Source organism: Kibdelosporangium persicum, assembly GCF_013280595.1.
Classification (GTDB): Bacteria; Actinomycetota; Actinomycetes; order Mycobacteriales; family Pseudonocardiaceae; genus Kibdelosporangium; species Kibdelosporangium persicum.
The window spans coordinates 83903-97409 of the sequence record NZ_JAAATY010000018.1; the positions used below are offsets into that span (position 1 = coordinate 83903).

Sequence of the window (13507 nt, forward strand, 5' to 3'; positions counted from 1 at the left end):
TTTGCAAAGAGTAGACTTTGCAAAGTGCCCCCACCGGACCATCCGATTCGCGCCGCGCTGCTCGCGCTGCTGCGTGAGCGGGACACCGTGACCTCGACCCAGGCCGCGCAGGCCCTGGGCTTCAGCTCGGGACTGTGCTCGTTCCACCTGCGCCAGCTCGCGCGGTACGGCTACGTTGAGGAGGCCGCCACGACCGACGGCCGAGCCCGGCCGTGGCGGCTGGCCGGTCAGCCGGACGGGCCCGACCTCGGCCTGCTGGCCCGCGAGCTGGAGGACGAGGGCTATCAGCGCTGGCTGCAGCACAAGGACAGCGCTCCGGCCGACTGGTCGACCGACGACGCCTTCAGTTCGGTGCTCTTCCTCGAACCCGGGGAACTGGCCGAAGTGGGCGCGCAGATCCGGGCGGTGCTCGCCCGGTACGCCACCCGGGAGGTCAGCCCGGCCGCCAGGCCCGTCGCCGCGGTTGCCCGGTTGTTCCCCTTGCTCCCCGTCGAACAGGAGACGACATGGCCGTCCGAGAGTTGAGATACCTTGGCGACCCGGTCCTCACCACCCCCGCCGACCCGGTCACCCACTTCGACCGCAAGCTCAAAGCGCTCGTCGACGACCTGATGGACACAGTGTTACTGCCGGGCCGTGCCGGTCTGGCCGCACCGCAGATCGGCGTCGGGCTGCGGGTGTTCAGCTACAACGTCGGCGGGCTGCACGGGTACGTGGTCAATCCGCACCTGGTCGACCTGTCCGAGGAGACGCAGGAAGGCCCGGAAGGCTGCTTGTCCGTGCCGGAGTTGTGGTTCCCGACACGGCGTGCCGCGGAGGCGACCGTGAAAGGCGTCGACGTCAAGAACAAGCCGATCTCGGTCACCGGCACCAAGGAACTGGCACGTTGCCTGCAGCACGAGGTGGACCATCTGGACGGCAAGCTCTACCTCGACCGGCTGGATCCCGAGGTCCGCAGGGAGGCCATGCGCAAAGCCCGGGAATCCCGGTGGTTCTGGCGCGGGAACGGTCAGTGAACCGTGAGGGCGCGGCCCGCGCCGAGGCCCACGGCCGCCTGCGCCAGCGCCGCGGCCATCAGCACGGCCAGCGGCAGTGACCAGCCGTGCGTCCAGTCGTGCAGGGCTCCGAAAAGGACCGGGCCGGTGGTCGCGAAGAGGTAGCCGATCGACTGCGCCATGCCGGAAAGCGCCGCCGCGCCAAAGGAATCCGCGGCTCGCAGGGTGAAGAACAGCAGGGCGAGCACGAAGCAGATCCCACTGGCCAGGCCGACGACCACGGCCCAGAGCACGGCCAGTCCGGGTGCCACGAGCATGCCCGCGTACCCGCAGAGGCTCATCAGCGAACCACCTGTCGCCAGCAGCCGCTGATCGCGCATCTTGTTGGCCACCAACGGGATCGCGGCGCTCATGGTCACTCCGAGCACCTGCAGGAGCAGCAGCAGCCAGCCGCTGTTCTCCTCGCTGATCCCGTTGTCGTTCATGATCGCCGGGAACCACGCGAGCACGATGTAGAAGCCGAACGACTGCAGGCCCATGTACGCCGTCACCTGCCACGCCAGCGCGGAGCGCCACGGCGCGCCGGCAGCGTCCACCGTCGGTACGACCGGTTGTGCTTGACGGCCGAGTGCCTGCGGAGCCCAGACCGCGAACCCGATCAGGGCCAGCCCGGCGAGGCAGCCCAGGGCCATGCGCCAGCCGCCCGGCAGCACGCCGGCCAGCGGCACCGCGAGCCCGGACACCAGAGCGCCGACGACCCCCATGGTGACGGAGTAGAGGCTCGTCATCGGCGCCACCCGGTCCGGGAAGTCCCGCTTGAGCAGCGCGGGCAGCAACACGTTGCCCACCGCGATGGCCATGCCCAGCAGCACCGTGCCCAGCCAGAGCAGTCCGGTCACCGGCACGGACCGCAGGACGATCCCGGCCGCAAGGGTCAGCAGGGCGTACCAGGTCAGCCGCTCCATGCCGACCCGGCGGGCCACTTTGGGCACCTGCGGCGAGAACACCGCGAAGGTCAGCAGCGGCAGCGCGCTGAGCAGGCCCGCCTGTCCCGCGCTGAGCCCTTCCGAGCGCCTGATCGTCTCCATCAGCGGGCCGACCGCGGTCAACGCGCCTCGCAGGTTGGCGGCCACCAGGAGAATCCCGGCGATGAGCAGCACCCGTCGCGCGGTTGTCATCCGGGCGTCCGCCACCCGATCGCTGATCGTGCTCACGTCAGCGCTCATGTCACCGCCCACTTGGTCCAGATCGTCGCCGACGGATCATCCTACGTATCTGTCGACGATCGGCCAATGACGCGTTGTGAGCAGTTTGTCGGCTACCCAGCTTCCGCTAGCGCGGCGGCGTCAGGACACAGAACTCGTTGTCCTCAGGATCGGCCATCACCTCCCACGGCACATCCCCCTGGCCGATGTCGATCGGCCTGGCGCCGGACCGGCGGAGCCTGTCCACCTCGGCCTGCTGGGCGTCGCCTGCGTGCGGGCGGACATCGAGGTGCAGCCGGTTCATGACCGTCTTGGGCGGGTGCCCGGTCAGGAACTCCAGCCACGGGCCCCGGCCGTTGGGCGCCCGCAACGCGAATTCGCCATGGGGCTTGGCGGTCAGGTTCCATCCGGTCGCGTCGCGCCAGAACCGGCTGAGGGCACCGGCGTCGACCGACTGGACGACGATCGCCGCGATCGGACCGGCGTCCTGGTAGACCTCGCGGGGCTCCAGGACGCAGAACTCGTTGCCGTCCGGGTCGGCCATCACCTCCCACGGCACGTCCCGCTGGCCGATGTCGATCGGCTTGGCCCCGAGGCCCTTCGCTCGTTCGATGATCTCGGCCTGGTCGGCGGGCGTGGCGCTGGCCAGGTCGAGATGGACGCGGTTCTGGACCACCTTCGGCTGGTCGTCCCGGTCGAACACCAGGTCAAGGTGCCAGCCCTGGGACTCGGGCGCACGGACGTCGATCTCGCCGTGCTCGGCCACGACCGGCCAGCCCACCAGCCGCGACCAGAACTCGGCGAGAGCCTCCGGGTTCGCGGTGTGGAAGATGACGTTCTCCAGTCTGGTAGCCATGCCCGCAAGCTAGCAGCGGGCACCGACATCCGACGGGCGGGCAGGGCCGCCGGCCCGGCCCGCTCGGCGGCCCTTCGGGCACGTCAGCGGGTCGCGAGCCGCATCAGTGCCCACATCTGGTTGATCGCGTCGAAATCTCCTTCCCGGGTGACGGCTCGTTCACCGAGCCGGCCCCACAGGTAGCGGTACACGTTCGCCGGCGGCCCGGTGACTTCGGCGTCGATCCGGCCGATGTCGGCCCGGTCGATGTCCGAACCGGGGACGCGCCACGCGCCGACGCCCCCCGTTGTCACACGGACCAGCCATGCTCTGCCGCCGGTCCGGACGGCGACCGTGCCGTCCCGCGCGCCGACGACGCCCTGGACTGTCAGGCGATGGCCGAACCAGAGCGTGAGGACCTCGTCGACGCCGTCGACGGCGAGGTCGTCAGCGATCTCGCCGACCGGCCGGTCCAGCGCCGCCTGGACGTCCATCCGGTGGACCACGGTCTCGTGCGCCATCCGGCGGCGCCAGAAACCGTACGTCGAATCCGCCGCCCACCAGGTGGAGCACGGCTCCGCCGGGTCGTGCCGGGCGAGTTCGTCGACCAGCTCACGCACGCCGCTGATCACGTAGTCCCGCGACGACTGGAACGGCCCCGGCTGACGCTGCCACGTCTCGGGGGCGTCCCCGGTCCGCATCCACTCCAGCGCCATCCGGTACACACTGCCCACGTGCCTGGCCGTTTCCCCGACGGTCAGGCCCGGACAGTTCGGGATTCTCAGGTCCTCTCTCGCCCCGTCAACCGTCTCGGCCAGCACCGTGGCCTCGATCTCCAGGACGTCCAGCAGTCGTGCCTGATCGAACAGTGCCTTACCGCTCACCCCGGGACGACCCGGGCGATCAGACCGATGAACACACCCGCCTGCCTGACCAGGTCGTCGGCCGAACGAGCGCTGACCAGCCGGACCCGGCCGGCCTGCACCGCCGCCCGCGTTCGCGAGTGGGCCGCGAAGAACGCGGACCATTCCCGAAGCTCGGGCGCGACCGACGACAACAACGTCCACGCACTGGTGGGGCGGGCGCGGCCCCGGTGCGGACGGCCGCGGTGCGCGAGCATCGCGGCGGCCGCTCGTAGCGCGGACAGATACGCCTGAGTGAACCGCTCGGCGGGTTCGGTCTCCGCCTCCGCCGCCGCGATGCCGCATTCGGCCTGGCGCAGCAGTGAAGCCGGTGATCCCGAGGCCCAGGAACGGTTGCCTCGACGCGAGGGGGAGCTTGGGAAGTCGACTCTGGTTGACATCAGGCCTCCTCACGTCCCTCGGCGCGACCAGGCGGCCGCGCCGAATCCACCGTGGGGAAGCCGGTGGGCCCGGTGGCGAGGCGCTTCCCCCGCCCCACCACCGGGCAGTCGTGTTCGATTTCGAACACGTGTTCGAGTCTACCTGGGCGACGGCAGCCGCTCAAGCTGCTTCAACCCTGGTCATGGTGTGATTACGGGGTGACCACCGACCATCCGGCCGTCGCCAAGTTCACCGCCGCCCTGCTCGAGGCCGGCCAGACCGAATCCGCCCACGGGATCCGATTCCTCGACGACGAGGTGCGCACCGCCGCCGCGGCGGCGAACGCGCTGGGTGTCGAGGTCGGCGCGATCGCCAACAGCTTGATCTTCCGGGCCGCGCACGGGGACACCGTCGAGCCGCTGCTCGTCCTGACGTCAGGCGCGCACCGGGCGGACACCGGCCGCGTCGCGCGACTCGTCGGTGCGGACCGGATCGACAAGGCGGACCCCGCCTTCGTCAGGGCGAACACCGGCCAGGCGATCGGCGGCGTGGCCCCGTCTGGTCACCCGAGGCGCATCCGGACGCTCGTGGACAACCATCTGGCGACATATGACGTGGTTTGGGCGGCGGCTGGGCACCCTAAATCCGTATATCCCACTACGTTCGAGCAGCTGCTCGCCCTCACCGGGGGGACGGCCACGGACGTTCGAAGCGTGGAGGATGATTCCTGACGTGACCGCGGTGCCATCGCACAGAAGCCAGCTCGTCGAGCTGTCGGCCGACGCGTTGCGGGCGCGGCTCTACGAGGCCTTAGGCCTGTACATCACGGCCATGGGCTATCCGAAGGGAACCGCTGAACAACGAGCGCCCATGTGGCTGGCGCACATGCTGCGCGAGGGGTGGCGTTGTGTCGCGGCGCTGGACCAGAACGACGAGCTCACCGGGATCTGCTACGGCTACAAGGGCGCTCCCGGCCAGTGGTGGCACGAGCAGGTCCGCCGCGGGGTGCTCGAACTGGCCGGTCCCGGCGTCGCCGACGAGTGGATGCGCGACTATTTCGAGCTGACCGAGTTGCACGTCCGGCCGGACAGCCAGGGCAGGGGCACCGGCGAGCGGCTGTTGCGGATGCTGCTGGACGGCGTGCCGCAGGACCGCGTGCTGCTGTCCACGCCGGAAGGCAAGACCAGGGCGTGGAGCCTGTACCGCCGGGTTGGCTTCGTCGACGTGCTGCGCAACTACCGGTTCACCGGGGACCCACGGCCGTTCGCCGTGCTGGGGCGTCAGCTTCCGATGACGCCCTCGTGAGTGGCTTGCCGAAGCACGCCACCCACGAGGGGGTTCCGCCGCGCTCTTAGGGCCGTGGCGCGGGCAGCGCGGGCGGAACCGATAACCGCGGCGGCGGTGGGCGGCGCGACCGCGGTCTGGCCCAATGCCGTTGGCGGGTTCCCGGCGAAGATCCGCGCCACGTCGATGGTAAGCACCGCCGCCCGTTCTGACCTGGAAGAACATCGAATTTCACCGGATGGGATGGTTCGCCTGGCGTAACGCTCCGAAAGTGGTTGGATACGTGCCGCGATCGCTTGACTGACAGATATTGAAATCTGTCATCGCAACGCGCATACTTGAGTCGACCCCGAACACAGGAGGAGATCCAGTGCGCAACCGTCGACTTGGCACGACCGGCCCCGAGGTGTCCGAGCTGGGACTCGGCGCGATGGGCATGTCCGACATGTACGGACCGGCCGACGAGACCGAGAGCGTCGCGACCATCCACGCCGCGCTCGACAGCGGCATCACGCTGATCGACACCGGCGACTTCTACGGCATGGGCCACAACGAGATGCTGATCGGCCGCGCGCTGCGCGACCGTGTCCGCGAGGACGTCGTGATCAGCGTGAAGTTCGGCGCCCAGCGCGGCCCGGACGGCCAGTGGCTCGGCTACGACGCCAGCCCCACCGGCGTGAAGACGGCCCTCGCCTATTCGCTGCGCCGGCTGGGCACCGACTACATCGACATCTACCGGCCCGCACGGCTCGACCCGAACGTCCCGATCGAGGACACGGTCGGCGCGATCGCCGAGATGGTCCAGGCCGGCTACGTCCGGCACATCGGCCTGTCCGAGGTCGGCGCCGAGACCGTCCGCCGGGCCAACGCCGTGCACCCGATCGCCGACCTGCAGATCGAGTACTCGCTGATCAGCCGTGGCGTCGAGGAGAACATCCTGCCGGCCCTGCGGGAACTGGGCATCGGCCTGACCGCGTACGGCGTGCTCTCGCGCGGCCTGCTGTCCGGCCACTGGACGAAGGACCGGACGAACGCGCCCACCGACTTCCGCGCGCACAGCCCGCGGTTCCAGGGCGAGAACCTGGCCCACAACCTCACGCTGGTCGAGGCGTTGCGGGAGATCGCCGGCCAGAAGTCGGTGTCCGTCGCCCAGATCGCGATCGCCTGGGTACTGTCGCGGGGTGAAGACATCGTGCCGCTGGTCGGTGCCCGCAGACGGGACCGGCTCGCCGAGGCGACCGGAGCGCTGGACGTCGGCCTGTCCGAGGAAGATCTCGCTGTGATCGAGAAGACCGTGCCGAGCGACGCGGCCGCGGGCGAGCGGTACGCGCCCGCCCAGATGCGGACCCTGGACAGCGAGCGCTGATGGCGGAAACCCTGACGGCGGAGCAGATCCTCGATGCGGCGCAGGACGTCCTGCGCCGCTTCGGCCCGAGCAAGGCGACCGTCGTCGACGTCGCCCGCGCGCTGGGCGTCAGCCACGGCAGCGTGTACCGGCACTTCCCGAGCAAGGCCGCGCTCCGGGAAGCCGTGACGCGGCAATGGTTACACCGCTCGCACGCGCCGGTCGCGAAAGCCGCTGGCGCGGATCTGCCCGCGCCCGAACGGTTGCGCAACTGGCTGGCGACCCTGTTCGACACCAAGCGGCACAAGGTCCTGGACGATCCCGAACTGTTCGCCACGTTCACCGCGCTGGTGGTGGAGAACAGCACGGTGGTCGCCGATCACATCGCCGACCTGACCGGGGAGATCGCCCGGATCCTGCGGGACGGCGTGGCAGCCGGTGAGTTCGCGCCGATCGAGGACGTCGACCGGACCGCGCGTGCCGTTTTCGACGCCACCGCCCGGTTCCACGACCCGGCCTACTCGGGCGACTGGACGCGGGACGGCATCGACCAGGCCTTCGATGCCGTCTGCGTCCTGATCCTGACGAGCCTAACCGCGCAGCCCGGCCGCGAGGTTGTCCAGCCCCATTGAGCCCAGGCGCAGCGCGCGCATGTGGAAGTCCTTGGAGTCGAAGGCTTCCCCGTCGCGGCGGCGCGCCTCGTCGCGCAGCTGCAACCAGTAGCGCTCGCCGAGCTTGTACGACGGTGCCTGTCCCGGCCAGCCGAGGTACCGGTCGATCTCGTCCGGCACGAGCGCGGCGTCGGAGATCGTGCGGGTCAGCATGAACTCGAGGCCCAGGTCGGGCGTCCACCGCTCGCCGTCGTGGAACCCGGCGCCCTGGGGGATCTCCAGCTCCAGGTGCATGCCGATGTCGATGATCACCCGGGCGGCCCGGAACTGGTGCGCGTCCAGCATGCCCATCAGGTTGCCGTCGTCGGTCAGGTAGCCGAGCTCCTGCATCAGCCGTTCCGCGTACAGCGCCCAGCCTTCGCCGTGCCCGGACACCCAGCCGAACAGCCGCTGGTAGCGGTTGAGCGACTCGGCCTGGTACACGCCGGTGGCGATCTGCAGGTGATGCCCGGGAACGCCCTCGTGGTACACAGTGGACACCTCACGCCAGGTGCTGAACTCCTCGCGGCCCGGGGGCAGCGACCACCACATCGCGCCGGCACGGGAGAAGTCGTCGCTCGGGCCGGTGTAGTACGCGCCCGCGCCACCGCCGTCCGGCGCGATCCGGCAGTCCAGCCGCATCAACGGATCCGGGATGTCGAAGTGCACGCCGCGCAGCTCGGCCAGTGCCGCGTCGGACAACTGCTGCATCCACTGCTCGAACTGACGGCGGCCCTGGATGCGGTAGCGCGGGTCGGCGTCCAGCGCGGCGGCCGCCTCGGCCAGGGTCGCGCCCTTCTTGATCCGCTCGGCGACCGCGGTCATCTCCTTCTCCACGCGGAAAAACTCGTCCCAGCCCCACTCGTAGGCCTCGTGCAGGTCGAGTTTCGCGCCGAGGAAGTACCGCGACCACACCTCGTAGACGTCCTCGCCGACAGCGTCCTTCTTCGGCGCCTTGTCGGCGACGTCCTCGCGCAGGAAACGCGCCAGTTCCCGGTACGCCTCGGAGGCCGCCCGCGCGGGCGCCTCCAGCCGGACGTTCTCGGGCGCGTCCTTCACCAGCGTCGCGAAGAACGAGTCACCGTGGGCGCCCGACCACGTCTCGCACTGCTCAGCGACCTTTGTCACCTGACGTAGTGCGGCCAGTCTGCCGTTGTCCGCGGCGTGCAGCAGGCTCGCCTTGATGCCCTCGACCGCGTCGGGCACCTTGGCCAGCCGCGTGCCGATGTCGGCCCACTGCTGCTCGGTCCCGGTCGGCATCAGGTCGAAGACCGCGCGGACGTTCTGCACCGAGCTGGCGATCACGTTGAGGTTGCCGATGTCCAGGCCGGCCTCGTGCAACTCCACTTCGAGCCCGACACGTTCGAGGAAGTGCGCCTTGGCGGCCCGCTCCGAGTCGTCGGCCGGCTCCAGTGCCTCGATCTGCCGCACCGCGCGGGCCGCCAGCCGGGCGCGTTCCCGGTAGCCGTCAGGGGAGAAGTCGGTCATCTCCGACTCGTAGCCGGTGAGCCCGGCGTAGTCGGCGGAGATCGGGTCAAGGGTGGCGTACTCGTCCACGAAACGGTCACTCGCCTCGTGGACCCCCGCAGTGTGGTTGGCCATGGTCCGGACGGTACCCGCTGGGGTTGTGCCCCGAACCCGCCGGATTTCGCAAAAGGCTGGACATGACTGCCGGTGGGCACGACTGGCATAGTGGCCGCGTGCACCACGCTGCCCGCCGTTCAGCCCGCCGGTGGGCTGCCGTGCCCCTACTGCTCGTGCTGGCGTTCGCCCTCAGCGGCTGCGTGCGGGTGCGCGCGGCGATGGCGATCGACGCCCACGACCTGATCTCCGGCACCCTGGAGATCGGCACCGTCCAGGTCAAGCCCGAGGAGATCGGCCCGCAGCTGACCGTCCCGGCCGAGCTGTCCAGCCAGGTCACCATGGAGCCGTACAAGGCGGACGGCTACGTCGGGCAGACCGTGCGGTTCACCCGGCTCAGCTTCGACCAGCTGCGCACGCTCAGCGAGTCGATCAGCTCGGTGGCCAGCCGCTACAAGCTGAACTTCCGGCGGTCCGGCGACATCGTGTCGCTGGCCGGGGTGGCCGACCTGAGCCAGTTGCGGCAGGACGGCGTCGACGTGCAGCTCAAGATCGCCTTCCCCGGCCCGGTCGGCAAGACCAACGGCATCCTGGAGATGGACAACAACATCTCGTGGAAGCTCACCCCCGGCCGGATCACCGACATCACCGCGACCTCGCAGTACAACGCCGACACCGGACTGTCGTGGACCCGGTGGGTGCTTTTGGTGGGCGCCGGAGCCGTGGGCACGGCGTTGATCGTGCTGGCCCTGGCGCTGTACACACACCGGCGCAACAGGCGCAAGGAACAGATGTCGGAGTACGTCTAGGCAGTGCGGCTGGGCACCAGTCCCAGCCTGCCGAGCACCTCTTTCGTCGCCTTCGCCCGGTTGAACGTGTAGAAGTGCAGCACGTCCACGCCCTCGGCGAGCAACTGCTGGCACATTTCCGTCACCACATCGATGCCCTCGGCACGGAACGCCTTCGGGTCGTCCGCCAGCGGCTCCAGCCGGGCCGCGATGTGCGGCGGCACGGGCGCGCCGGACAGCTCCACCGTCTTGCTCAGCATCTTCGGGGTGGTGAGAGGCATCACACCGGGCAGGATCGGGGCGTCACAGCCGCGCGCGGCCACCCGGTCACGCAGCCGCAGGAAGTCCTCCGCCGAGTAGCACAGCTGGCCGATCGCGAAGTCCGCGCCCGCGCGCAGCTTGCTCACCAGCCGGTCGGCGTCCATCTCCACGTCCGTGCAGCGCGGGTGCCCGTACGGGAACGCGGCCACACCCACGCAGAACTCGCCCAGCTCCCGCACCAGGCGCACGAGGTCCTCGGCGTAGCTCAGGCCCTGCGGATGCTTGACCCACTCCCCCATCGGGTCGCCCGGCGGGTCGCCGCGCAGCGCGAGCACGTTGCGCACGCCCACGGCCGCGTACCAGCCGATGACGTTGCGCAGCTCGGCCACGGAGTGGTCGACCGCGGTCAGGTGCGCCATCGGCACCAGCGTGGTCTCCCTGGCCACTCGCCCGGTCGTCCGGATCGTGCGGTCGCGGCGGGATCCGCCCGCACCGTACGTCACCGAGACGAACGCAGGGTCCAGGCCTTCGAGTTCGCGGATCGAGCGCCACAGGATCTGCTCGTCGGCGTCGTCTCGGGGCGGCATGAACTCGACGGAGAACGTCGCTCGGCCGATATGGATGCGCTCCAGTACGGACGTCATGACCAAAATCCTATCGGGATCGGCGACCCCGCCGCGTCGGCCAACCGAGCCTGGACGCACTATGGAGGGGTGCACCCGACCACCATCGACGAGTCCGTCCGAGCCCACGTCGAACTCACTCTGACGGAGTACCTGGCGGCCAAACAGTCCACAATGGCCAGCCTGACCCAGGAGCTCGCGGACGCTCTCGACGCCCTGGTCGAGTTCATCCTGCGGGGCGGCAAACGCATCCGGCCGACCTTCGCGTGGTGGGGCTGGCGGGGCGCGGGCGGCCAGCCGGACGCTCCGGCCGTACTGCGTGCGGTCAGTGGTCTCGAGCTGATCCAGGCGTGTGCTCTCGTGCACGACGACCTGATGGACGCCTCCGCCGTGCGACGGGGTTCGCCGACCGTGCACGTGACGTTCGAGCGGCTGCACCGGGAGCGGGGCTGGCTGGGGCCCTCGGACCGGTTCGGCATGGCGGCCGCGATCCTGCTCGGCGACATCGCGCTGGCCTGGGCGGACGACATGTTCTACGGCTCGGGTGTCTCGGCCACCCGGATCGCGGCGGCCAGCGAGCCGTGGCAGGCGATGCGCTCGGAGATGCTCGCGGGCCAGTACCTGGACATCCTCACGCAGGTCGAGGGCGACGAGTCGCCGGAGGCGGCGCTACGGGTGGCGCGGATGAAGACCGCCGCGTACACCGTGGAGCGGCCGCTGCAGATGGGCGCCACGCTGGCCGGCGCCGACCCTGAGGTGATCGAGCGGCTGCGGGCGTTCGGCGCGGACATCGGCGTGGCGTTCCAGCTGCGGGACGACCTGCTCGGCGTGTTCGGCGACACCGAGGTGACCGGCAAGCCCGCCGGTGACGACCTGCGGGAAGGCAAGCGGACCCTGCTCGTGGCACTCGGTCTGCGGCGGGCGACCGAGGCGGGCGCGGCCGTGCTGCGGGACTGCCTGGGCCGTCAGGACCTCACCGGCGACGACGTCAACCGGGCGCGTGCGGTGCTGGTCGAGTCCGGTGCCGTGGACGCTGTCGAGCACAGGATCGAGGCGTTGACGTCGACCGCGATGCGGGCGTTGACGTCGACCGACCTCGCCGAGCCCGCGGGCGACCGGCTCGCCGAGCTCGCGGTGGCCGCGACCAGGAGGAACCACTGAGAACCGTCACCGGCCGGACTGATCACGTCGTCGTGGTCGGCGCCGGGCTCGCCGGCCTGTCCTGCACGCTGCACCTGCTCGGGGCCGGGCGCCAGGTCACCTTGCTGGAAACCGCGCCGACGCCCGGCGGACGCGCGGGCCGGACGCGGATCGGCGACTACACCGTGGATTCGGGCGCGAGCGTGCTGACCATGCCCGAGCTGATCGAGGACGCGCTGGCGCGGGTCGGGGCGCCGATGCTGGACCTGGTCAAGCTCGATCCGGCCTACCGGGCGCATTTCGCCGACGGCAGCACGATCCACGTGCACTCCGACGCCGCGGCGATGGAGGACGAGATCCGCCGGGCAGCCGGCCCGAAGGACGCTCTCGGCTACCGTGAGCTGCGGCGATGGCTGTCCGAGCTGTACCGCGTCGAGCGGGACTCGTTCATCGGCGCGAACTTCGACTCACCGCTCGACCTGCTCGGTTCACGACTGGCCAGCCTGATCGCGCTCGGCGGGTTCGGGCGGCTCGGGCCCGCGATCGCCAAGCACCTGTCGGACGACCGGTTGCGCCGGTTGTTCTCGTTCCAGTCGCTCTACGCGGGTGTGCCGCCGCGGCGGGCTTTGGCGGCGTACGCGGTGATCGCGTACATGGACACCATCGCGGGCGTGTGGTTCCCGCGTGGCGGTGTGGCCGCGGTCGCCGAACACATGGCGCAGGCGGCCTCGAAGGCGGGCGCTGACGTGCGGTACTCCTGCGGCGCCGCATGGCTGGAGCGCGTGGGTTCCCGCGTGACGGCCGTGCGCACCACATCGGGTGAGCGGATTCTTTGTGACGCGGTGGTCCTGACGCCCGATCTGCCCGTCGCCCGCGGGTTGCTGGGTCTGCCGTCCCGCCGTGTGGTGCCGCTGCAGTGGTCGCCGTCGGCCGTGGTCCTGCACGCGGGCGTGAACCGGTCGTGGGACTCGCTCGGCCATCACACGATCTTCTTCGGCGACGCGTGGGACCGGACGTTCGACGAGATCACCCGGCGCGGCACGCTGATGAGCGACCCGTCCCTGCTGGTCACGAGGCCGACCGCGACCGATCCGGCGCTCGCCCCGCAAGGCCGTGAGGTGGTCCAGGTGCTGGCGCCGTGCCCGAATCTGCGGACGTCCCGGATCGACTGGCCCCGGGTCGGGCCCGCGTACCGCGACGAGCTGGTCGGCGTGCTGGAGCGGCGCGGCCTGACCGGGTTCGGCGAGTCGATCGAGGTCGAGGAGCTGGTCACACCGGCCGAGTGGGAAGCGCGGGGCATGGGCGCGGGCACGCCGTTCTCGCTGGCGCACTCGTTCCGGCAGACCGGCCCGTTCCGGCCGCGCAACCTGGTTTCCGGCGTGGACAACGCCGTGCTGGCGGGCTGCGGCACGACTCCTGGCGTCGGCATCCCGCCTGTCGTGATCTCCGGACGCCTCGCCGCCCAGAGAATCACCGGAAGGTAGCGAATATGTGCCGGACTGGGCCGTGGAGTCCGA

General features: G+C 70.3%; 15 protein-coding genes. 9 read left to right on the top strand and 6 right to left on the bottom strand.

Features of this window, described 5'->3' with window-relative positions; translation table 11 throughout:
• Positions 1–24: 24 nt before the first annotated feature.
• Positions 25–525, top strand: coding sequence for a winged helix-turn-helix domain-containing protein (locus GC106_RS28405; RefSeq protein ID WP_173136924.1), 501 nt, complete (start codon positions 25–27; stop codon positions 523–525).
• Positions 507–1016: a peptide deformylase gene (def, locus tag GC106_RS28410; RefSeq protein WP_173136926.1), complete on the top strand. Its 510-nt coding sequence runs from the start codon at positions 507–509 to the stop codon at positions 1014–1016. The genes GC106_RS28405 and def overlap by 19 nt, the downstream gene beginning before the upstream one ends.
• Here the strand turns inward: def and GC106_RS28415 are convergent.
• From GC106_RS28415 to GC106_RS28430, 4 genes are all read right to left on the bottom strand, one after another.
• The gene (locus tag GC106_RS28415) at positions 1010–2221 is read right to left on the bottom strand and encodes a CynX/NimT family MFS transporter (protein ID WP_173136927.1); all 1212 of its coding nucleotides are present in this window, start codon (positions 2219–2221) and stop codon (positions 1010–1012) included. The genes def and GC106_RS28415 overlap by 7 nt on opposite strands.
• Before the next feature lie 106 nt (positions 2222–2327).
• Positions 2328–3056 (bottom strand): VOC family protein, encoded by a 729-nt coding sequence (locus GC106_RS28420; RefSeq protein WP_173136929.1) that lies wholly within the window; start codon positions 3054–3056, stop codon positions 2328–2330.
• Between the two features lie 83 nt (positions 3057–3139).
• Positions 3140–3919 (bottom strand): maleylpyruvate isomerase family mycothiol-dependent enzyme, encoded by a 780-nt coding sequence (locus tag GC106_RS28425; protein WP_173136931.1) that lies wholly within the window; start codon positions 3917–3919, stop codon positions 3140–3142.
• Positions 3916–4338: an SAV_6107 family HEPN domain-containing protein gene (locus GC106_RS28430; RefSeq protein WP_173136933.1), complete on the bottom strand. Its 423-nt coding sequence runs from the start codon at positions 4336–4338 to the stop codon at positions 3916–3918. Before GC106_RS28430 ends, GC106_RS28425 begins: the two co-directional genes overlap by 4 nt.
• Before the next feature lie 198 nt (positions 4339–4536).
• Between GC106_RS28430 and GC106_RS28435 the strand changes: the two genes are divergently transcribed.
• From GC106_RS28435 to GC106_RS28450, 4 genes are all read left to right on the top strand, one after another.
• A complete protein-coding gene (locus GC106_RS28435; RefSeq protein WP_173136935.1) occupies positions 4537–5049 on the top strand; it encodes a YbaK/EbsC family protein in 513 nt (170 codons plus the stop codon).
• A 1-nt stretch (position 5050) separates the two neighbouring features.
• On the top strand, positions 5051–5623 hold the full coding sequence (locus tag GC106_RS28440) for a GNAT family N-acetyltransferase (protein ID WP_173136937.1): 573 nt from the start codon (positions 5051–5053) through the stop codon (positions 5621–5623).
• Positions 5624–5972: 349 nt separating this feature from the next.
• The gene (locus GC106_RS28445; RefSeq protein WP_173136939.1) at positions 5973–6968 is read left to right on the top strand and encodes an aldo/keto reductase; all 996 of its coding nucleotides are present in this window, start codon (positions 5973–5975) and stop codon (positions 6966–6968) included.
• Complete coding sequence (locus tag GC106_RS28450) at positions 6968–7579, top strand: TetR/AcrR family transcriptional regulator (protein ID WP_173136941.1); 612 nt, start codon at positions 6968–6970, stop codon at positions 7577–7579. The genes GC106_RS28445 and GC106_RS28450 overlap by 1 nt, the downstream gene beginning before the upstream one ends.
• On the opposite strand, the gene GC106_RS28455 is transcribed toward GC106_RS28450, so the two are convergent.
• Positions 7538–9199, bottom strand: coding sequence for a DUF885 domain-containing protein (locus tag GC106_RS28455; RefSeq protein ID WP_173136943.1), 1662 nt, complete (start codon positions 9197–9199; stop codon positions 7538–7540). The two genes, GC106_RS28450 and GC106_RS28455, sit on opposite strands and share 42 nt — an antisense overlap.
• 140 nt (positions 9200–9339) lie before the next feature.
• On the opposite strand from GC106_RS28455, the gene GC106_RS28460 reads away from it, so the two are divergent.
• Positions 9340–9987 carry a DUF3153 domain-containing protein gene (locus tag GC106_RS28460; RefSeq protein ID WP_173136945.1) on the top strand — a complete coding sequence of 216 codons (648 nt, stop codon included), beginning with the start codon at positions 9340–9342 and terminating at the stop codon, positions 9985–9987.
• Here GC106_RS28460 and GC106_RS28465 read toward each other — a convergent pair.
• Positions 9984–10871 (bottom strand): methylenetetrahydrofolate reductase, encoded by an 888-nt coding sequence (locus GC106_RS28465; RefSeq protein ID WP_173136947.1) that lies wholly within the window; start codon positions 10869–10871, stop codon positions 9984–9986. The two genes, GC106_RS28460 and GC106_RS28465, sit on opposite strands and share 4 nt — an antisense overlap.
• A 69-nt stretch (positions 10872–10940) precedes the next feature.
• On the opposite strand from GC106_RS28465, the gene GC106_RS28470 reads away from it, so the two are divergent.
• Together GC106_RS28470 and crtI are read left to right on the top strand one after the other, a co-directional pair.
• The gene (locus GC106_RS28470) at positions 10941–12011 is read left to right on the top strand and encodes a polyprenyl synthetase family protein (protein ID WP_312872906.1); all 1071 of its coding nucleotides are present in this window, start codon (positions 10941–10943) and stop codon (positions 12009–12011) included.
• On the top strand, positions 12008–13474 hold the full coding sequence (crtI, locus tag GC106_RS28475; protein WP_173137163.1) for a phytoene desaturase family protein: 1467 nt from the start codon (positions 12008–12010) through the stop codon (positions 13472–13474). Before GC106_RS28470 ends, crtI begins: the two co-directional genes overlap by 4 nt.
• Positions 13475–13507 lie beyond the last annotated feature (33 nt).

Excerpts from the sequence above, each read along its gene's own strand:
- def (WP_173136926.1), top strand. The coding sequence starts at position 507 with ATGGCCGTCCGAGAGTTGAGATACCTTGGCGACCCGGTCCTCACCACC.
- GC106_RS28415 (WP_173136927.1), bottom strand. The coding sequence starts at position 2,221 with ATGAGCGCTGACGTGAGCACGATCAGCGATCGGGTGGCGGACGCCCGG.
- GC106_RS28420 (WP_173136929.1), bottom strand. The coding sequence starts at position 3,056 with ATGGCTACCAGACTGGAGAACGTCATCTTCCACACCGCGAACCCGGAG.
- GC106_RS28465 (WP_173136947.1), bottom strand. The coding sequence starts at position 10,871 with ATGACGTCCGTACTGGAGCGCATCCATATCGGCCGAGCGACGTTCTCC.
- GC106_RS28455 (WP_173136943.1), bottom strand. The coding sequence starts at position 9,199 with ATGGCCAACCACACTGCGGGGGTCCACGAGGCGAGTGACCGTTTCGTG.
- GC106_RS28450 (WP_173136941.1), top strand. The coding sequence starts at position 6,968 with ATGGCGGAAACCCTGACGGCGGAGCAGATCCTCGATGCGGCGCAGGAC.
- GC106_RS28430 (WP_173136933.1), bottom strand. The coding sequence starts at position 4,338 with ATGTCAACCAGAGTCGACTTCCCAAGCTCCCCCTCGCGTCGAGGCAAC.